This is a genomic window from Rhodococcus sp. DMF-1 (assembly GCF_021441945.1).
Classification (GTDB): domain Bacteria; phylum Actinomycetota; class Actinomycetes; order Mycobacteriales; family Mycobacteriaceae; genus Rhodococcus; species Rhodococcus ruber.
This window is the reverse complement of the sequence record NZ_CP090442.1, coordinates 4,141,985-4,161,080: the sequence shown is the minus strand read 5'-3', so window position 1 is coordinate 4,161,080 and position 19,096 is coordinate 4,141,985. Positions and strand designations below refer to the sequence as shown.

The window sequence follows — 19,096 nt, the reverse complement described above, 5'->3', positions numbered from 1 at the left end:
ACGTCTGCACACAACTCCGGCGTCCGTGCCGATCACGCGATCCTCACCGCGTGACGGACGACTCGCGTAGCAGCGTCTCGGCGTCGGCGAACGCCCCGGCCCGTCGCGCGACGGTGGGCGGCGCCGGGGGATGCCCGCCCCACCCGTGGAACAGCGTGCTCAGGCTCAGGACGATCCGCTCCGGGTGGATCCAGTCGCCCCACCGGACGAATTCGGGATCGCGCACCAGCCGCCGGGCCGCCTCGAGCGGCCCGGCGCCGCGCGCGTGCTGTTCCCGGCCGGCCTGCTCGAGCCACACCCAGTAGGCGCGCAGTTCGCGGATCTCGTCCGGTCCGCACAGCGGCCCGTGGCCCGGCACGTAGGCGTCGGCGTCCAGCGCCAGCAGCCGGTCGATCGCGGCAATCCAGTTCTCGAGCGGCCCGTGCCACAGAATCGGGGTCGAGCCGACGAACAGCAGATCGCCGGCGAAGACCACGCCGGCGTCCGGCACGTGCACGATCGCGTCCCCGGCGGTGTGGCACGGCCCGAGCCGTTCCAACGCCACCGGACGTTGTCCCACCTCGAGCCGCAGACCGGTGTCGAAGGTGTGGTCTGGCAGCCGGGGCGACCGCCACGGCAGGTGGGCGCCGCCCGGAATCCGGCGCATGTAGGCGGCCGCGGCGCCGACCCGGCCGGGCACCGCGCCCAGCCACCGGCCCGCCGTCGCCAGCGCCGTCACCGCGGCCGGCGGCAGATCCTCGCGCATGCCGCGCAGCGCGGCCGCACTGGTCGTGATGCGGGTCGCCGCCGGCAGCGTGTCGTTGCCCCACCAGTGGTCGCCGTCCGAGTGGGTATTGACGGCCTCGGTGATCGGTGCCCGCGCCACCAGCGGCTGCTGCGCCTCCGCGATCCGGCGCGCCAGACGGGTGTCCCACGCGGTGTCCACCACCAGTGACGCCGTGCCCGCATCGACGACGAGCCCGGTGTTCGCCTCGCCCCAGCCGCCCGGCGCCCGCACGAACGCCCACACCCCGTCGCCGATCTGCGTCGATCCACCGTCGCCCACGATTCGCCCCCTGTCCACGGTCGCGGAGAGTCTAATGGCAGGCGCCGGACCGGAGGTTTGCTCCTCGACCGGCCCGGGAACGCGGTACGGGTCGCACGGACGACGGCACGAGCGAGGGGATTCTCATGGGCACGACAGTTGCGGTCACCGGACCTACCGGCGAGATCGGCAGAGCCGCCGTCGCGGCCCTCGAACAGGATCCGCGCATCGACCGGATCCTCGGCATGGCACGAAGCCCGTTCGACCCGTCCGCACACGGGTGGACCAAGACCGAGTACCGGCAGGGTGACATCCTCGACCGCAGCGCCGTCGACGCCCTCGTCGCGGAGGCCGACGTCGTCGTGCATTTGGCGTTCGTCATCATGGGTTCGCGCACCGAGAGTCACCGGATCAACATCGCGGGCACCCGCAACGTCTTCGAAGCCACGGTCGCCGCGGCCCGGCCGCGACGCCTCGTGTACACCTCGTCCGTCGCCGCGTACGGCTATCACCCCGACAATCCGACCCCGCTCTCGGAGGACGTGCCCACCCGCGGCTCGCACGAGCACTACTACTCCGAACAGAAGGCCGAACTCGAGCGCGTCCTCGGCGAGGTCACCCGCGGATCGGATCTCGAGGTGTTCGTGCTGCGGCCGTGCATCGTCGCGGGACCGAACGCGACCGCCCTGGCCGACGCCATGCCGTGGCGGCAGCTCGCCGAGCACGTGCCCGAGACCGTCCGCCACGCCGTCGGTGCCCTGCCCCTGCCGCGCCCGGTGTTCCCCGACCCCGGCCATCCGCTCCAGCTCGTGCACCACGACGACGTGGCGAGCGCCGTGGTCGCGGCGGTGACGTCCGACGGGCCGCCCGGCGCGTACAACATCGCCGGGGAGGGGGTGGTGTCGCTGTCGGAGGTGGCGACCGCGCTCGGCGCCCAGCCGATCCGCGTCCCCGCCGCGGTCGCGACGGCGGCGTCGGCCGTGGTGGCGCGGCTGCCGTTCATGCCCTCGATGATCGAGTGGATCCACACCGGCCGCACGTCCGTCGTGATGGACACGACGAAGGCCCGGACGCAGCTCGGCTGGCAGCCGCGCTACACGGGTGCCCAGACCCTCGCGGCACTCGCGCAGGCGGTGGGTGAGGCCCGGTAGCGGCGGTCAGCGTCGCGCGGCCGCATGCGCGGCCATGCGGATCGGGGCGTTGACGGTGCCGTGACCCCGGTAGCCGCCGCGCCGCTGCACCAGTTCGAAGAACACCCGGGCGCTGACGACCTTGGTGAACACCTGGAACAGCTCGCCGCCGTCCTCGTCCCGGTCGTAGAGCACGTTGTATTCCCGAAGGGCGGCAAGTAGTTCCGGATCCGGGGCCAGGCGCGCATCCAGATCGTCGTAGTAGTTGCGGGGGATCTCGAGCACCGGCGCTCCCGAATCGCGCAGGGCGCGGGCAGATTCCACTGCATCGTCGACGCCGAACGCGATGTGCTGGGGGTGCCGCACGCCCGGCGCCCATTCCCCGCGCCGGAGGACGGGGGCGACCAGGCCGACCTCGAAGCCGTCCGCGGCGAGGACGCGGCTGCGCACCAGGCCGAACGGCCCCGCGTATTCGGCGGACTCGGCGTCGGTCAGGCCCAGCACCGAGCGGTAGAACAGCGTGGCCTCGTCGAAGCGGTCGTAGGCCTGGGTCAGCTCGACGTACTCGGTGCACCGCACGCCCACCGCCGTCGACGGCGTCGTACCGGTGGGACGGAAGTCGTTGCGCCAATCGGCGGTACCGTGGTCTCCGGACGACAGGAACAGGGCGGTGCCGTCCGGGGAGACCACCGCGGACAGCGGTGCCTCTCCGGGGCCGACGACCCGTGCCAGCTGCGGTGCCAGCAGCTCGTGGGCGTGCCGGGTGACGGCGCCGACGTCCGCGACCTCGATCCCCAGAGCCGTGACGGCCGCGCCCTCGGCCGCGCTGTGGGCGGGGTTCGAGGTGTTCACCAGCACCCGCGCGTCCCCCTGCTCCCACAGCTCCACCGGCTTGCTGTGATGCCGGCCCGAGTGGGTGAAGCCGAGCGAGGCGAGAGCCGCACGGACCGGCTCCGCGGCGGTGGGCGGGGTGCCGATCTCCGTGAACGCGTGCCCACGCACCTGCACCGGGTCGGGGTCACCGTCGAGACGCAGTTCCAGATCGAGCAGCGAGCGCATCGCGTCGGTCGCCGTCGGCACCGGCGCCGACTGGCGGAACACGTCGTTGAACACCTCGAGCGAGAGCGGACCGGTGTAACCGGCCGCGAGGACGTGCCCGACGAGCCCGGCGAGATCGAACTCGCCCTCGCCCGGGAACACCCGGTAGTGGCGACTCCACTGCAGGACGTTCATGTCCATCTCCGGTGCGTCGGAGAGTTGCAGGAAGAAGATCTTCTCGCCCGGGATGTCCGCGATGCCGGCGACGTCCTTGGTGCGGGAGAAGATGTGGAAGCTGTCGAGACACAGGCCGAGGGCCGGATGGTCGGCCCGGCGCACGATCTCCCACGAGCGCTGCCAGGTGTTCACGTGGCGGCCCCACGCCAGGGCCTCGAAGGCGATCCGCAAACCGCGCTGCGCCGCCGCATCCGCCAGTTCCCGCAGCTGCGCGGCGGCGAGGTCGACGTCGTCGACGGTGTGCGGCGAGACCGACGAGCACACCAGCACGAGGTCGGTGCCGAGTTGTTCCATCACGTCGAACTTGTGCCGCGCGCGGCGCATGTTGCGGGCGTGGATCTCGGCCGGGACGGCCTCGAAGTCGCGGAAGGGCTGATACAGCGGGATGCTCAACCCGAGCTCGGCGCAGCGCTCGCGCACTCCCGCGGGCGTGAGCGGGGAGCCGAGCAGGTCGGGTTCGAACAGTTCGATGCCGTCGAAGCCGGCGTGGGCGGCGGCGACGAGCTTGTCCTCGAGGGTGCCGGACAGGCACACCGTGGCAATTGCCTTGGCGCGCTTGGTTCCAGGACGGGGATGGGTCATGGTCGGGCTCCTCCACGACGGCCGCCTGGGCGGGCGACCGCGGAATCGGGGACCGGTACGCCGGGGCGGGTTCGCCGCGGCGGTATCGGTTCGGACGGCTCGCTGCGGGTCACGCGCGCGAGGGGTCGGTGACGGCGCCGGTTACGCCTGCGTCGTGCGCTGGGCGACGAGTGCGCGCAGCGCCCATTCGTAGCCGGCGACGCCGAGGCCGACGATGATCCCGGAGGCGACCGGGGAGATGTAGGAGTGGTGGCGGAACTCCTCGCGGGCATGGACGTTGGAGATGTGCACCTCGATGAGCGGCACGTGCGCGCCCTTGATCGCATCGTGCAGGGCCACCGAGGTGTGCGTGTAGGCACCCGCGTTGAACACCACGCCCAGGGATTCCCCGCGGGCGACCGCGGCGCCCGCGTCGTGGAGCGCATCGATCAGGACGCCTTCGTGGTTGGACTGCCGGAAGTCGATGTCGACGCCGAGTTCCTTGCCGACGTTGCGGCACAGGGTCTCCACGTCCTCGAGGGTCTGCGCGCCGTACACACCGGGCTCGCGGGTGCCGAGCAGATTGAGGTTGGGGCCGTTGAGTACGAGCACCGAGGTCATGAACGAATCTCCTTCGCTTTCTTCGAATTCCGAGGCAGTGCCCCGAAACGGTCTGTCAGCCGACGGGCAGGCCGGCGGTCACGGTGCTCGAACGCACGACGAGGTGGGTGCCGAGTTCCACGGGTCCGGCGTCCGGTGTGGTCTTTCCGTCGAGTACGTCGCACAGCAGATCGATGGCCGCCACACCGGCCTCGTCGAATGCCAGATGCACGGTGGTCAGCGGCGGCGAGGTCATCTCGCAGAGCCACGAGTCGTCGAATCCGACGACCGAGTAGTCGCGGCCCGCGCGCAGTCCGTGCTCGGCGAAGCCCTGCATGAGGCCGACGGCGGCCTGATCGTTGTACGCGACGACGGCCGTCGTGCCGGCGTCGACCAGTTCGTCGGCCGCGTTCCGGCCCGCGGCGACGAAGTCGGGCTCGAGGGGGCCGAGCACCGTGCCGGTGATGCCCCGGGCGGCGCAGGCCGTGGTGAAGGCGGTCAGGCGCCGCCGCTGGGCGAGCCAGTAGTCGGGACCGCCGAGGTATGTGACGGCGGTGTGCCCGGCGTCGGCGAGGTGGTCCACCGCCTGGGACATGCCGTCGTCGGAGGTCAGCAACACGGCGGGCAGCTGCCCGCAGGTGTGGTTGACCAGCACGACGGGGGTGACCCGTGCGAGATCCTCGAGGTCGGCGTCGGACATGCGGGGGGCGATGAGCACCAGTCCGTCGACCTGCCGGGCGATCGCCCGGACGAGGTCGAGTTCGTCGGCGGACCGGCCTTCGCCCGCCGCGACGAAGAGGGAGTAGCCGCGCTTGCGCGCCCGGTCCTGCGCGGTTTCGACGGCGGGACCGAACACGGGATTGCGGATGTCGGGGACGAGGAAACCCAGGTTGTGGGTGCGGCCGAGGGCGAGCGAGCGGGCGGTGGGATTCGGGGTGAAGGACAGCGCCTCTGCCGCGGCGAACACCTTCGCGCGGGTGTCGGGACTGACCGCTTCCGGCCGGGAGAACACACGGGAGACCGTGGCGGTCGAGACGCCGGCGCGCGCCGCGACCTCGCGAAGCGTCGCCATGGGTCCTCCTCCGGGGTGGGGTCCCCCCACTGTGCAAGCGGTTACATCGCTTTGTCAAGGGTGGATGTAATCGCTTGCACGGAGGATCGGCGTGGGCGTCGCCCGTCCCCGGCGGGCGACGCGTCGCTCACGCGTCGATGCTGGACATGTCCCCGTAGCGCGCCCCGGCGACCGCCTCCCGGGGCACCGCCGACTCGATCGCGCCCAGCACCTCCGCGGTGAGCGACACGTCCACGGCCGCGATGTTCTCCTCGAGGAAACGCACCCGCTTCGTCCCGGGGATGGGGACCACGTCGTCACCCTGAGCGAGGACCCATGCCAGTGCCAGCTGACCAGGGGTGCAGTTCTCGGACCGGGCCAGGCGGCGGACGGCGGCCACGAGCGCCAGGTTCGCCTCCAGCGCCGCACCCTGGAATCGCGGGAAATAGGCGGTGCGGCGAGAATCCGAGCTCTCGAGATCGGACGGTGCCGTGATCGCGCCCGTCAGGATGCCGCGCCCGAGCGGCGAATACGGCACGAGCCCGATGCCGAGGTCACGCAGAGTCGGCAGGATCTCGTCCTCGATGTCGCGGGTGAACAGCGAATACTCGGTCTGCAACGCGGTGATCGGGTGGACGGCGTGGGCCCGGCGGATCGTCTCCGCGGATGCCTCCGACAGACCCAGATGGCGGACCTTCCCGGCCTGCACCAGTTCGGCCATCGCGCCGACGGTGTCCTCGATCGGCACGGTCCTGTCCACACGGTGCTGGTAGTAGAGATCGATGTGGTCGACGCCGAGGCGGCGGAGCGACGCGTCGCAGGCCGTGCGGACGTACTCGGGCCGGCCGTTGACGCCGAGGCGGGTGCCGTCCTCGGCGCGCTCGTTGCCGAACTTGGTCGCGAGGACCACGCGGTCGCGGCGATCCGCGACGGCGCGGCCGACGAGCTTCTCGTTGGTGAACGGGCCGTACATGTCGGCGGTGTCGAGCAACGTCACGCCGAGTTCGAGGGCCCGGTGAATCGTGGCGACGGCATCGGCCTCGTCCCCGGCGCCGTAGAACTCGGACATGCCCATGCATCCGAGCCCCATCGCCGAGACCGTCAGCGGCGACGCGGTGCCGAGCGTGCGGGTGCCGAGTGGGGGCCGAGAGGTGTTGTTCGTGGTCATGGCGTCGAGTCAAGACCTTCGAGCGCGCTCGAAGTCAAGCGCGAGCGCTCTCGCACGGTCCGTCGTCGAGGCCGCTCGTCCGGGAGCGATAGATGTCGATCTTGCCGTCGATCGAGGCGAGGTGCTCGGTCACCTGATCGAGCTGGGTGAGCACCCGTGCCCGGTGCGCGCGGAGCAGCGCGAGGCGGTCCTGTTCGTTGCCGCTGCCGGCCCGGCAGAGGGCCGCGTACTCGCGGATCTCGCGGATCGGCATGCCCGTCGCCCGCAGCCGGGTCAGCAACACCACCCAGGCGAGGTCGTCCTCGGTGTAGAGCCGGTGGCCGGAGGAGGAACGGCCGATCTCGCGGAGCATGAGGCCGTCGCGCTCGTAATAGCGGAGGGTGTGGGTGGTCAGACCGGTGCGCTCGGCGGCCTCGGCGATGGTCGCAACGGTCGTCGCGGAAGGGGCGGTCGTCATGGCTTCATGATCCGCCTCGGGGTGGTCCTGCGCTCCGCAGGCGATCCGGGGTGGCCGCATCGGCACCACAGGGTGCCTGTCGCGGCTCCGGACGGCGGCCGACGATGGGCGAACCCCGTCCCGCACCATCGTCAGGAGACTGCCATGAAGACCCGGATCCGCACCACCGTCGCGGTCGTCGCGACCTTGTTCGCCGTCGTCGTCGGTACCGCAGGCGCCGCGAACGCCGCCACTGCGAGCCCGTCCGTCAGATGCGGCCACGTGACCATCCACTGCCCGGGCTGAGCGCGGCCGGCGTCGGGGACGTCGCCGTCCCCGGCGCCGCCCCCGTCGGCGCCGGGTGCGGCCCTCCGCGATGATGAGCAGATGATCGAGACACCTGTGATCGTGGGCATCGTGTCCATCTGCATCGGATTCGTGCTCTTCGTGCTCGCCGCGAGCGGAACCCGCGGCGGATGGAACCGGAAGCTGACGATCACGCTGTTCGTCCTGTCGGTCCTGTTCCTGACCCTCGTCCCGGTGACCGGCGCGGTCTTCTTCGCCACCTGACTTCCGATCGAGGACCGAACTCGTCCGCATTCCCGCCTACCGTCGTCGTAGCAGGAGAATCGATCTCACGAAGGGCGGAAAACGAGATGACCGAGCCGACCGGAGAACGCGCCGACATCCTCGACATCCTGGCCGAACAGCGGAAGACGTTCCTGATCACCCTCCGCGACCTCGACGACGAGCAGGCCCGCACCCGCAGCACCGTCAGCGAGCTGACCCTCGGTGGGCTGCTCAGGCACGTCGCGACCACCGAGCAGCACTGGATCGACACCATCCGCACACTCGACGACACCGCCGAGTTCGACATGGAGTCCGCGATGGAGCAGTACTTCATGCGCGACGACGACACGGTCGCCGGACTGCTCGAACGGTACGAGGCGACCGCGAAGGAGACGGAGGCGTTCGTCGCCGGCCTCGAGGACCTCGACCTGCCGGTGCCGCTGCCGACCGCGCCGTGGGCCCCGGAGCGGCAGTGGTGGAGCGCCCGGAAGGTGCTGCTGCACATCATCCGGGAGACCGCCCACCACAGCGGCCACGCCGACATCATCCGCGAATCCCTCGACGGCGCGAACACCACCAGGCAGCAGGGCGCCGACGCGGGGATGACCTTCGAGTAGCCGAGTCGTCGCTGCGCCGCGCGCCGCGGTGCTCGATGCGCGCGTGAGGACGCGCGCAGGAAGCACTTTCGGGCGCGAGGTCGCCGCCGAATCGCGGCGATCGGCGACACGCGGTCGGATGTCCTTGGTGCTCGCGGTTTCCGGGAGCAGTATCGGCCCATGTCGGCACTCTGGGACGAAGACGGCCGCGTCGCCTGGGAACTGCACGCGTCCGGGTGGGACTGGGAACAGATCGGTCGCGAACTCGCGTGCCCCGAGCACATCGCCCGCGAGATGTGCGAGAGACACGGCGCGGTGCTCGCGGAGCAGGCGCAGCAGGACCATCCGACGCTGTTCGACCTGCCCTGACATGACGGGCACCCGCACTCGCATCGCCCGGGTGCGGGTGCCCGTCGTCGTCAATGGGCGGTCGTGACCTCCGCCCCGTCGTCAATGGGCGGTCGTGACCTCCGCCCCGTCGTCAGTGGGCGGTCGCGACCTCCGCCCCGTCGTCAGTGGGCGGTCGCGACCTCCGCCCCGATGCCGGTCTCGGCGCGCACGAGCATCTCCGCGAACTTCTCGTCCTCGTGTGCGGAGCGTCCGCGCCGATTCTCGGCCACGAGTGAGCCGACGACGCACGCGGCCAGGCCGAGCGGCATGGTGACGATCACCGGCAGCTGGATCGTCAGGGGGGCCGGTCCGCTGCCGAGCCACAGCGCCTCGGTGAACATGAGACTGACGACGGTCGAGATCAGGCCGGTGAGGATTCCCCACACGGCGCCGGTGCTGTTGAAGCGCCGCCAGTTCAGGCTGAGCACCAGCGACGGCAGGTGGGCGCTGCCGGCCACCATGAACGCCATGCCCATGAAGTAGGTGATGTTGGTGTCGTCACCGATCAGCATGGTCAGCACTATTGCGACGACGCTGAATGCGACGGCACCGAACCGGGCGACGCGGGCCTGCGCGTTCTCCTCGCGTGTGCGCGCCGCGACGTCGAGTTCGTCCACCGGCGGCGTGCGGGTCAGCGCCGGCCAGATGTCGCGGGCGAAGGTGCCCGCGGCGGAGATCACCACGCCGGCGACGACGGCGACGATGCTCGCGAAGGCGACCGCCGCGACCATCGCGAGGGCGATCGAGCCGCCGATCGTGCCCACGCCGCCACCGAGTTCGGTGACGAGCACGGGCGCCGCGAGGTTGCCCCCGGCGCCGACCCGATCGGCGCCCTCGTCGCCCAGCAGGGCGGCGGCGCCGAAGCCCATGACGATGACGATGAGGTAGAACATGCTGCACAGCGCGACGGTCCAGCCCAGCGAGCGCCGGGCGGTGCTCGCCTCGGGGACGGTGAAGAAGCGGATCAGGATGTGCGCCATGCCCGCGGTGCCGAGCGCGAACGCCAGCGAGTACGACACGAGGTTCAGCGCGCTGGTCTGCCCGAAGATCAGGCCGGGGGACAGGACGGCTTCGCCCGCGACCGCGTGGTCGGTCGCGGTGTCGAGGACCTTCGGGAAGCTGAACCCGAACTGCGCGAGGATGCCCAGGCCGACCGCGACGGCGAGGACCGACAGGATCGTGGACTTGATGACCTGCACCCACGTGGTGGCGAGCATGCCGCCGACGAAGACGTAGATGCCCATGAGGGTGCCGGCGACGATGACGGACAGCCAGAACGGGATGCCGGAGACCGACTCGAGCAGCACCCCGGCCGCGACGAGTTGCGCGAGCAACACGAAGGTGCCGGTGGCGATGGTGCTCAGTGCCACGACGATTCGCACACTGCGTGCCTCGGTGCGGAACACGAGCACATCGGCGAGGGTGTACTTGCCCACGTTGCGCATCTTCTCCGCGAGCAGGAACAGCACGGGCAGGAACGAGACCACCGAGGTGCAGAGGATGACCGCACCGTCGACGCCCTTGTAGAAGATCAGGCCGGTGGTGCCGAGAAAGCTTCCGGCCGAGATGAATTCACCGGCGATCGCGAAACCGTTCTGCCAGCTCGAGATCGAGCGGCCGGCGGCGAAGAACCCGTCGGCGCTGCGGGCCCGCCGGGACACGGCGAACGTGACCCACAGGGTCAGCGAGATCACCGCCGCGCAGATCGCGATGGCGAGGTAGTCGGCGTCGCCGGTCATGCCGCACGCTCCTGGTTCTCGAGGACGGCCGCGACGGCGGCGTCGGCGGCGGGCTGGATGTAGGTGCGGGTGAGCCGGAAGTAGGCGTAGACGAGCACCCACGTCCCGGCGAACTGGGAGAACACGACCCACAGCGAGAGGGGCACGCCGAGCAGTTCGGTCTCGCCGAGGAAGCCGGGGAAGTAGGCGAAGCCGACGAGGAAGGACGCGAAGAGGACGATCGCGAGGCCGCCGAGGGAGTTGGTCACGGTGCGCCGACGGCGGCGCAGTTCGACGACCTCGGGCAGGGCGAGCATCGCGCTCCAGGTCGGTTGCGTGCGCAGTTCGGTCACGGTCGCACCGCCGCGCGCCGCGCCGTCTCGAGCGCGAACAGGTTCTCGTCCCAGCCCTGTTCGAGCGGGCCGAAGAAGTGGAAGCGGACCTGTTTGACCCGGTAGCGCCAGCGGCCGTCGACCTTGACGACCTCGTCGGTGTAGCGGCCGGCGGCGATCGCGGGGGCGCCGTCGGTGACGCAGGGCTGCCACAGGAACGACCGCACGGTGGCGCGGTCGCGGTCGAGGTCGATCTCCATGTTCGTGATGAAGTGCCAGAACGTCGTCAGTCCGCCGGCGGCGAGGCCGGCGAAGAACTCGCGCATCTCGGCCTTGCCGCGGGGACGGGACAGGCCGTCGAACTCGCCGTCGTCGGTGAACAGGTCCATCAGGGCGTCCCAGTCGCCGTCGTCGAGATGGCGGCAGTAGCGGGCGTCGAGCGAACGGATCGCCTCGAGGTCCTCGAGGCGGGCGATCCGCTCGGCGAGCGTGAGATCGGGGAGGGTGGTCACAGTGCGTCCTTCGACGAAGTGGTTAACGCATGTTCATGTGAGGTGGACCATAAACGGAGCGCAATGGACACGTCAAGACGGCCTTCTTGCTGGTCGCGACCCGGACCTCTACCCTGCACCTCATGAACACTCGATCGGGCACGGCCCTGGTGGGCGTCCGCGAACGGATCCTCGACGCGGCGCTCGACGAGTTCTTCGCGGCCGGTTTCCACGGCGCCACGATGCGCACGATCGCCAACCGTGCTGGTTGCAGCGCCGCGAACGTCTACAACCACTTCGAGAACAAGTCGGAGCTGCTCGTCGAGATCCTCCGCGCGGCCAGCGACGAGCAGTTCACCGCCACGCGTACCGCCCTGCGCAAGGCCGGCCCCGATCCCGCCGAGCAGTGGCGGACCGCAGTGGTGGCGCATGCGCTGTTCACCGCCCGCAACCCGCGCGAGTGCCTGGTGGCGAACACCGAGCTGCGGTACTTGGGCGAGGTGGACCGCAAGCGGGTCGTGGGCTCGCGCGACGCCCAGGAGCAGCTGTTCGTCGACATCGCGGAAAAGGGTGTCGAGCTGGGCGTCTTCGAGGTTCCGCACGTGCATCAGGCGGTGACCGCCGTGCTGACGATGTGCGCCGGGATCCCGCTGTGGTTCCGGCCCGACGGGCCGCTGAGCGCCACCGAGGTGGCCGGCGACTACGGCCGGTACGCCCTCAACCTGCTCGGCTACCGCCCGTCCTGAACCGGCCGTTGACGCGTGGTCGGCGTCGTGCTCTACTGGGTGAACAAGCGTTAATGACCAGATTCTGGTTCATCGAGGGAGTCCCCAATGACCCACCGGCCGTCGCAGCCGCGCACCGACACCCCGCGGTACCTCACCGAAGAGCGCCTCGCCATCCGCGACCTCGCCCGCGACTTCGCCATGACGAAGGTGCTGCCCGTCGCCAACGAACTCGACCCCGTCCAGGGCACCATCCCCGACTCGCTGAAAAAGGAGATGGCCGAGATCGGGTTCTTCGGCATCATGATCCCCGAGGAGCACGGCGGCCTCGGCCTCGGCGTGTTCGAGTACTGCCTGGTCGCCGAGGAACTGTCCCGGGCCTGGATGAGCGTATCGGGGCTGCTCGCCCGCGGTAACGGCATGGGCGGCGGCTTCACCCCCGCGCAGGAGGCAGCCCTGCTCCCGAAGGTGGCCCGCGGCGAATACCTCGGCGCGTACGCGCTGTCCGAGGCGGAGGCCGGCTCCGACGTCGCCAACATCTCCTGCCGGGCCGTCCGCGACGGCGACGAATGGGTCGTCAACGGCACGAAGATGTGGTGCACCTACGCCGACGAGGCCGACTACCTGGTGCTGTTCGCCCGCACCGATCCGCACAGGGATCCGGCCAAGCCGCACCGGGGAATCAGCGCGTTCCTCGTCGAGAAGCAGCGCGGCGTCTTCCCGGAGGGGATCTCGGGCACCAAGGTCCGCAAGATCGGTTACTTCGGCTGGAGTACCTGGGAACTGTCGTTCGACAACTTCCGCATCCCCGCCGACAAGATGCTCGGCGAGGAAGGAAAGGGCTTCTACCTCGCCGTCTCCGGGCTCGAGGTCGGCCGCGCCCACACCGCCGCCCGCGCGATCGGCCTCGCCCGCGCGGCCCTCGAGGACTCGATCGCCTACGTGCACACCCGGCGTCAGTTCGGCCGGCCCATCGGCGACTTCCAGCACCTGCGGTTCAAGATCGCGAAGATGGCGGCCGACATCGAGGCGGCCCGCCAGCTCATGTACTCCGTCGCCACCGACATCGACACCGGACGCCGCTGCTCGCTCGAGGCGTCGATGTGCAAGCTCGTCGCCACCGAGATGGCCGAGCAGGTCACCAGCGAGGCGGTGCAGATCCACGGCGGCGCCGGCTACACCACCGACTTCCAGGTCGAACGACACTGGCGCGACGCCCGCCTGACGAAGATCTTCGAAGGCACCAGCGAGATCCAGATGCGCATCATCTCCGACGAGCTGCTCGGAAGGCCGGAAACCGCATGAGCACCACCGTGACCGCATCGCCCACCGTCCGCGTCGGCGATCGTACCGCCGCTCCCGTCCGGATGACCTCCGAGCTGCTTTCCGAGTCCGGAATCGTCCTCCCCACAGGAACGTTCGCCCTCGGAACCGTGGCCGCCGAGCTGCTCACCCCGCGCGTGCCGGCCGCGCACCGCACACGTCTGCGCTGGACGGCGATCGCGCCGGTCACGGCGGTGGACCGGATCCGGTCGGAGGCCGTCGTCACCCGCGTCGAGGGCGCCACCGCCGAGCGGTTCGTCCGTGTGCTCGACGCCACCGGCGCCGTCCGCGAGGAGGGGACCGAGACCTGGCAGCTCGACTCGCCGGCCGCGACCGCCACCGAGCTCGACTTCTGCACCCCTGCGTGGGGAGAGTTGTTGCGCGGCAGCCTCGCCGACGATCCGGCCTTCGCCTCGTCGCTGGCCACCTGGGACGGCACCGTCGGCCTGCGCAGCGGCGACCGCGAGGTGCACCTGCGGATCTACCGTGGCCGCATCGTCGACGTCACCCGCCGCACCCCGCACGGTGCCACCTTCACGTTCGTCGCACCCGACCACCTGTGGGTCGACCTGGTCCTCGGTGCGCGCGACGACTTCATGCGCCGCGCGATCGGTGGCGAATTCTCCGCCACCGGAGACGGATACGAGTACCTCCGGCTCACCAAGCCGCTGAACCTGATCATCGGCCACGCCCGTGCCGTCGCGAGAAAGGCCCGCTCATGATCGAGGCCCGCTACCTGGACATCGACGGAGCCCTCGGGTTCGTCGAGATCGTCACGCCCGAAGGGACTCCCGCCGCCGACACGCTGCCCACCGTGCTGTGCCTGCACACCGCCGGCCAGAGCGGAGTGCAGTGGCGGCACGTCGCCCGCGACCTCGCCGTCCGCGGCTACCGCGTCCTCGTGCCCGACCTGCCCGGCCACGGCCGCTCCGAGCCGGCCCCGGCCGGACCGGTCACCAGCCTCACCACCTACGGCGACTGGCTCGGCGCCCTGCTCGACGCGCTCGACGTGCACCGGCCGTACGTGCTCGGCTGCTCCATCGGGGGCAAGCTGACCCTCGAGCTCGCCACCCGGCCCGAGCGGCCGCTCGCCGGCGCCGTCGCGATGGAGGCCGAGGCCGCTCCGGGCCGGGTCAACGTCGCCGGTCTGCGGCGCGAACTCGAGGACGTCGCCGGGCCGTCGCGCGCCGAACGGACCTACCTCGGCACCCTCGCCTCCGTCGGGCGTTCGGTACCCGTCGCGACGGCGCACCGGATCGCCCTCATGCACAAGCGGGAGGACCCGGAGATCTCCTCGTCCGACCTCATCGGCTGGGGCACCCACGACGTCCGCGACCGGCTGTCGCAGTTGACCTGCCCCCTGCACCTCGTCGTCGGCTCGGACGACCCGTGGCTCGAGCCGGACGCCGTCGCGGACCTCGCCGACCGGATCAACGAGATCTCGCCCGGCCGCGCACGGTTCACCCGGCTCGACGGCATCGGCCACTACCCGATGGAGGAGGTCGACGACTTCGCCGCGCTCGCCGATTCCTGGCTCACCGAGCTGCGTGCCGCCCCCGCGGAGGTGCTGTCGTGACCGCCACGACCACCGCGGGGCTCGCCGTCTTCCTCGACGACCTCGTCGCCGCCGATCCGGACGCCGTGGCCACCTACGACGTCGCCGACGGCCGGCTGCTGCCCTGCAGCCGGGCCGAGCTGCGCCGCCGCGCGCAGGCACTGCGGTCCGAACTCGAGGCCGCCGGCGTCGAGCGCGGCCGGTGCGTCGCCGTCCTGCTCCCCAACTGGTCCGACGCGCTCGTCTGGCAGTTCGCGGCCGCCGCGCTCGGCGCCCACGTCATCGGGGTCAACACCCGCTACAACACCGGGGAGGTGGCCCACATCCTCACGGCCGCGCGGCCCGCGGTCGTGGCCGTCGCGGCCGGTTTCCACGGGCTCGACCTGTTCGGCGCCCTGCGCGACGCGGCGGGCACCGCGGCGGTGCCGCCCCCCGCGGTCGCCGTCGTGGGCGGCCCCGGCACCGACGCCGGCGATCCGACCGGATTCGATCTCGGCGCGGGCTCCTGGTGGGCGGGCAGCGGCGACACCCGCGGGGTGCGCGTCCCGGACACCCCGGACACCGCCGTGCCCACCCCGGCCGGGACGGAGGACGATCCGGCGGATCCGCTGGCCGTCGCGTTCACCACCTCCGGCTCCACCGGCACCCCGAAGCTCGCGGCGCACCGGGACTCCGCGGTGGTGCGGCACGCCCGCGCGGACGCCGCGATCATGCGGGTCGCCCCCGGCGACGTCGCGCTGTGCGTGCTGCCGGTGTCCGGCGTGTTCGGCTACAGCACCGCGATGGCCGCCCTCGCCGGGGGCGCCACGCTGCTCATGGAGCCGGTCTTCGACGCGGCGGCGACGCTGCGCCGCATGGAGCACCTGCACGTGACGCACGTGGTCGGCGGCGACGACCTGTTCGGACGCCTGTACGACACGTGGCACGGCGAGGTGCGGGCCGACCTGTCCGCGCTGAAGTGGCTCGGCATCGCCGACTTCCTCGGCCGTTCCCACGAGATCGCCCGCTGGGCCCGCGACGAGTTCGCCGCCCACACCTCGGGGGTGTTCGGCTCGTCCGAGGTGTTCGCGCTGACCCTGCTCTGGTCGGACTCCGACCCGGAGTCGGTGCGCTGGAACGGCGGCGGCCGGCCGGTCGATCCGGCGATCCGGGTGCGTATCGCCGACCCGCTCGACGACCGGGTGCTGCCGGACGGCGAGCAGGGCGAGCTGCAACTGCGCGGCCCCAACGTCGTCGACGCGTACCTCGGCAACCCGGACGCCGCGGCGCGCGCGTTCACCGCCGACGGCTGGTTCCGCAGCGGCGATCTCGCTGTCGCGACCGGCGACGGCGGCTGCACCTACGTGTGCCGGATGGGAGACGTGCTGCGGCTGCGGGGATTTCTCGTGGACCCGGCCGAGATCGAGCACCGGCTGGCCGAGCATCCCGGGGTACGGACGGCCAAGGTCGTCGGCATCACCGGCGACGGCGGCTACACCCGGGCCGTGGGCTTCGTCGTCCCCGCCGACGACGCCCCGGCCGACTTCGATGCGGCATCGCTGAAGGCCTGGTGTGCCGACACACTCGCCGCGTTCAAGGTGCCCACGGCGATTCACGTCATCGAGGCGATGCCCACGACGGTGGGCGGCAACGGCACCAAGATCCGTGCCGTGGAGCTGCGCGAGTGGGCGCAGGACTGGACCGATCGGGAGAGGGATTTCCGAAATGACCACAACTGACGCGACCGCCAACGACGTGGTGATCTGCGAACCCCTGCGCACGCCCGTCGGGCGGTACGGCGGGGTGTTCGTCGACGTGCCCGCCACCGACCTCGCCGCCGGGGTGATCTCGGAACTGCTGTCCCGCACCGGGATCGACCCCGAGTCGGTGGACGACGTGATCTTCGGCCAGTGCTACCCCAACGGGGAGGCCCCCGCGATCGGCCGCGTCGTCGCGCTCGACGCGGGCCTGCCGGTGACGGTGCCGGGCCTGCAGCTCGACCGGCGGTGCGGCTCCGGGCTGCAGGCCGTGCTCGACGCCGCGATGCGCGTGCAGACGGGCGTGGCCGACGTCGTGATCGCCGGCGGCGTCGAATCCATGAGCCGTGCCGAGTACTACACCGAATCGATGCGGTGGGGCGCCAAGGGCGCGCCGGCCGCGCTGCACGACCGGCTCGCCCGTGGCCGTGTCACCGCCGGCGGACGCAACCATCCCGTGCCCGGCGGGATGCTCGAGACCGCGGAGAATCTGCGCCGCAGGTACGGGATCGGTCGTCGCGAACAGGACGAGCTGGCGGTCGAGTCGCACCGGCGTGCGGTGGCGGCGATCGACTCGGGGGTGTTCGCGGAGGAGATCGTGCCGGTGTCCGTGCCCCAGCGCAAGGGTGACGACCGGGTCGTGGACCGGGACGAGCACCCGCGGGCCGACACCACCGTCGACACCCTCGCCAGGCTCCGGCCGATCATGGCGGCGCAGGACCCGGAGGCGACGGTGACCGCAGGTAACGCCAGCGGTCAGAACGACGGTGCCGCAGCGTGTCTCGTCACGACCCGCGCCCATGCGGAGCGGCTCGGCCTGCGACCGCTGGGCCGGCTGGTCACGTGGGCGGTGGCCGGTGTCGCACCGGCCGAGATGGGCATCGGACCGGTGCCCTCGACCGAGAAGGCCCTGAAGCGGGCCGGTCTCACGCTCGCCGACATCGACCTGATCGAACTCAACGAGGCGTTCGCGGCGCAGGCGCTGGCGGTGACCCGCGAGTGGGGCTTCACGGCAGCCGATTTCGAGCGGACCAACGTCAACGGCTCGGGAATCTCGCTCGGTCACCCGGTCGGGGCGACCGGCGTGCGCATCCTCGCCACGCTGCTGCGCGAACTCGACCGCCGCGGAGCGCGGTACGGACTCGAGACGATGTGCATCGGCGGTGGGCAGGGGTTGACGGCGATCTTCGAGAGGGTGGCATGACGACGCGCCCGCTCGACGGGGTGCGCGTCGTCGACCTGTCCAGCTTCGTCGCCGGACCGACCGCCGGGCGCATCCTCGCCGAGCTCGGCGCGGACGTGATCCGTGTGGACCCGCTCGGTGGCGCGGTCGACGGTGGTCGCTGGCCCCTCGCGGGGTCGGGGGCGAGCCTGTACTGGACGGGCCTGAACCAGGCGAAGCGGTCCGTCGCGGTGGATCTGCGCAGCGAGGACGGCCGCGCCGTCGTCACCGACCTGATCGCCGAGGCGGGCATCGTGCTCGAGAACGCGGCCCGCACGCCCTGGCTCGCGCACGACGTGCTCGCCGCACGGCGGCCCGACCTGATCCACCTGCACATCGCCGGCAACGCCGACGGCTCGCCCGCGGTGGACTACACCGTCAACGCCGCGGTCGGCCTGCCCCTGATGAGCGGACCCGTCGACGGGACGGTCCCGGTGAACCACGTGCTCCCGGCCTGGGACCTGATCACCGGGGTGCAGGCGGCCCTGGGCATCGTCGCCGCGCTGCGGCGGCGGGATCGCACGGGCGAGGGCGCCTACCTCGAACTCGCCCTGGAGGACGTCGCGGTGTCCGCGGTCGCGAGCATGGGCTGGCTGGCCGAGGCGGAGGAACGCGGGTCCGGCCGGGAGCGGCAGGGCAACGCGCTGTACGGCAGCTACGGCTCGGATTTCGCCACCGCCGACGGCCGTGCCGTCATGGTCGTCGGCCTCACCGCCGCCCAGTGGCGGGGGCTCGTCGAGGTCACCGGCACCGCCGAGGTGTTCGCGGCACTCGAACGGCATCGCAGGCTGCGATTCGCCGACGAGGGCGACCGCTACGCCGCGCGGGACGAGATCACCGCGATCCTGCGTCCGTGGTTCGCGGCGCGCACGCTCGCCGAGATCGAGAAGGAACTGTCCGGCAGCCGGGTGCTGTGGGCGCCGTACCGGACCATGGACGAGGTGGCCGCCCGCGAGTATGCCGTGATCGAACGCGTCGAACAGCCCGGCGTCGGTGCGGTACCGACGGCGCGTTCCCCGTTGCGCTGGGACGGGACGTACACCGGGGCGCGCCCGGCGCCCCAGCATGGGCAGCACACCCGCGAGGTTCTGGCGGAACTCGGGCTGGGACCCGGCAGCATCGACGCGCTCCTGGATGCCCAGGCGGGGACGCCGGCGCCGTCGGCCCGGCCCGACGGGGCGTAGCACCACGCC

21 protein-coding genes are annotated in these 19,096 nt (G+C 71.5%); 12 read left to right on the top strand and 9 right to left on the bottom strand.

The genetic code is table 11. The annotated features are described in order from the left end of the window. Positions 1-43: 43 nt before the first annotated feature. Entirely contained in the window at positions 44-1,045 is a 1,002-nt protein-coding gene (locus tag LZP97_RS19060) for an MBL fold metallo-hydrolase (protein WP_048771375.1), read from the bottom strand. A gap of 125 nt (positions 1,046-1,170) precedes the next feature. On the opposite strand from LZP97_RS19060, the gene LZP97_RS19055 reads away from it, so the two are divergent. Continuing rightward, entirely contained in the window at positions 1,171-2,175 is a 1,005-nt protein-coding gene (locus LZP97_RS19055; RefSeq protein WP_048771378.1) for an NAD-dependent epimerase/dehydratase family protein, read from the top strand. 6 nt (positions 2,176-2,181) lie between these two features. On the opposite strand, the gene LZP97_RS19050 is transcribed toward LZP97_RS19055, so the two are convergent. The 5 genes from LZP97_RS19050 to LZP97_RS19030 all read right to left on the bottom strand — a co-directional run bounded on the left by LZP97_RS19050 (position 2,182) and on the right by LZP97_RS19030 (position 7,266). Continuing rightward, positions 2,182-4,011 carry a sugar phosphate isomerase/epimerase and 4-hydroxyphenylpyruvate domain-containing protein gene (locus LZP97_RS19050; RefSeq protein ID WP_048771380.1) on the bottom strand — a complete coding sequence of 610 codons (1,830 nt, stop codon included), beginning with the start codon at positions 4,009-4,011 and terminating at the stop codon, positions 2,182-2,184. 141 nt (positions 4,012-4,152) lie between these two features. Next, positions 4,153-4,611, bottom strand: coding sequence for a type II 3-dehydroquinate dehydratase (aroQ, locus tag LZP97_RS19045; protein ID WP_003938779.1), 459 nt, complete (start codon positions 4,609-4,611; stop codon positions 4,153-4,155). 55 nt (positions 4,612-4,666) lie between these two features. Next, a complete protein-coding gene (locus LZP97_RS19040; RefSeq protein WP_010594091.1) occupies positions 4,667-5,662 on the bottom strand; it encodes a LacI family DNA-binding transcriptional regulator in 996 nt (331 codons plus the stop codon). A gap of 127 nt (positions 5,663-5,789) precedes the next feature. Next, positions 5,790-6,731 carry an aldo/keto reductase gene (locus LZP97_RS19035; protein ID WP_230831592.1) on the bottom strand — a complete coding sequence of 314 codons (942 nt, stop codon included), beginning with the start codon at positions 6,729-6,731 and terminating at the stop codon, positions 5,790-5,792. A 112-nt stretch (positions 6,732-6,843) separates the two neighbouring features. Next, entirely contained in the window at positions 6,844-7,266 is a 423-nt protein-coding gene (locus tag LZP97_RS19030; RefSeq protein WP_048771382.1) for a MerR family transcriptional regulator, read from the bottom strand. Between the two features lie 144 nt (positions 7,267-7,410). Between LZP97_RS19030 and LZP97_RS19025 the strand changes: the two genes are divergently transcribed. The 4 genes from LZP97_RS19025 (at position 7,411) to LZP97_RS19010 (ending at position 8,780) form a co-directional block, all read left to right on the top strand. Next, positions 7,411-7,551 carry a hypothetical protein gene (locus LZP97_RS19025; protein ID WP_156525143.1) on the top strand — a complete coding sequence of 47 codons (141 nt, stop codon included), beginning with the start codon at positions 7,411-7,413 and terminating at the stop codon, positions 7,549-7,551. 81 nt (positions 7,552-7,632) lie between these two features. Continuing rightward, the gene (locus tag LZP97_RS19020; RefSeq protein ID WP_003938777.1) at positions 7,633-7,815 is read left to right on the top strand and encodes a hypothetical protein; all 183 of its coding nucleotides are present in this window, start codon (positions 7,633-7,635) and stop codon (positions 7,813-7,815) included. A gap of 86 nt (positions 7,816-7,901) precedes the next feature. Continuing rightward, complete coding sequence (locus tag LZP97_RS19015; RefSeq protein WP_048771383.1) at positions 7,902-8,432, top strand: DinB family protein; 531 nt, start codon at positions 7,902-7,904, stop codon at positions 8,430-8,432. A 159-nt stretch (positions 8,433-8,591) separates the two neighbouring features. After that, positions 8,592-8,780: a hypothetical protein gene (locus LZP97_RS19010; RefSeq protein WP_003938775.1), complete on the top strand. Its 189-nt coding sequence runs from the start codon at positions 8,592-8,594 to the stop codon at positions 8,778-8,780. 143 nt (positions 8,781-8,923) lie between these two features. On the opposite strand, the gene LZP97_RS19005 is transcribed toward LZP97_RS19010, so the two are convergent. From LZP97_RS19005 to LZP97_RS18995, 3 genes are read right to left on the bottom strand one after another with little or no spacing between them, the layout of a single operon-like run. Beyond that, on the bottom strand, positions 8,924-10,540 hold the full coding sequence (locus LZP97_RS19005; RefSeq protein ID WP_017680100.1) for a solute symporter family protein: 1,617 nt from the start codon (positions 10,538-10,540) through the stop codon (positions 8,924-8,926). After that, entirely contained in the window at positions 10,537-10,872 is a 336-nt protein-coding gene (locus LZP97_RS19000) for a DUF485 domain-containing protein (protein ID WP_017680099.1), read from the bottom strand. The genes LZP97_RS19005 and LZP97_RS19000 overlap by 4 nt, the downstream gene beginning before the upstream one ends. Further along, positions 10,869-11,363 carry a nuclear transport factor 2 family protein gene (locus LZP97_RS18995; RefSeq protein WP_017680098.1) on the bottom strand — a complete coding sequence of 165 codons (495 nt, stop codon included), beginning with the start codon at positions 11,361-11,363 and terminating at the stop codon, positions 10,869-10,871. The genes LZP97_RS19000 and LZP97_RS18995 overlap by 4 nt, the downstream gene beginning before the upstream one ends. Positions 11,364-11,485: 122 nt before the next feature. Here LZP97_RS18995 and LZP97_RS18990 point away from each other — a divergent pair, with 122 nt between their 5' ends. From LZP97_RS18990 to LZP97_RS18960, 7 genes are all read left to right on the top strand, one after another. Further along, positions 11,486-12,088 carry a TetR/AcrR family transcriptional regulator gene (locus LZP97_RS18990; RefSeq protein ID WP_026137610.1) on the top strand — a complete coding sequence of 201 codons (603 nt, stop codon included), beginning with the start codon at positions 11,486-11,488 and terminating at the stop codon, positions 12,086-12,088. Between the two features lie 87 nt (positions 12,089-12,175). Then, positions 12,176-13,372 carry an acyl-CoA dehydrogenase family protein gene (locus LZP97_RS18985; RefSeq protein WP_010594083.1) on the top strand — a complete coding sequence of 399 codons (1,197 nt, stop codon included), beginning with the start codon at positions 12,176-12,178 and terminating at the stop codon, positions 13,370-13,372. After that, on the top strand, positions 13,369-14,112 hold the full coding sequence (locus LZP97_RS18980) for a hypothetical protein (RefSeq protein WP_017680096.1): 744 nt from the start codon (positions 13,369-13,371) through the stop codon (positions 14,110-14,112). The genes LZP97_RS18985 and LZP97_RS18980 overlap by 4 nt, the downstream gene beginning before the upstream one ends. After that, a complete protein-coding gene (locus tag LZP97_RS18975; RefSeq protein ID WP_048771396.1) occupies positions 14,109-14,966 on the top strand; it encodes an alpha/beta fold hydrolase in 858 nt (285 codons plus the stop codon). Before LZP97_RS18980 ends, LZP97_RS18975 begins: the two co-directional genes overlap by 4 nt. Then, positions 14,963-16,663, top strand: a complete 1,701-nt coding sequence (locus tag LZP97_RS18970; protein WP_048771399.1) for an AMP-binding protein — start codon at positions 14,963-14,965, stop codon at positions 16,661-16,663. Before LZP97_RS18975 ends, LZP97_RS18970 begins: the two co-directional genes overlap by 4 nt. Further along, positions 16,650-17,885: an acetyl-CoA C-acetyltransferase gene (locus tag LZP97_RS18965; RefSeq protein ID WP_040269889.1), complete on the top strand. Its 1,236-nt coding sequence runs from the start codon at positions 16,650-16,652 to the stop codon at positions 17,883-17,885. Before LZP97_RS18970 ends, LZP97_RS18965 begins: the two co-directional genes overlap by 14 nt. Next, positions 17,882-19,087, top strand: a complete 1,206-nt coding sequence (locus tag LZP97_RS18960; protein ID WP_048771401.1) for a CoA transferase — start codon at positions 17,882-17,884, stop codon at positions 19,085-19,087. The genes LZP97_RS18965 and LZP97_RS18960 overlap by 4 nt, the downstream gene beginning before the upstream one ends. Positions 19,088-19,096: the final 9 nt, after the last annotated feature.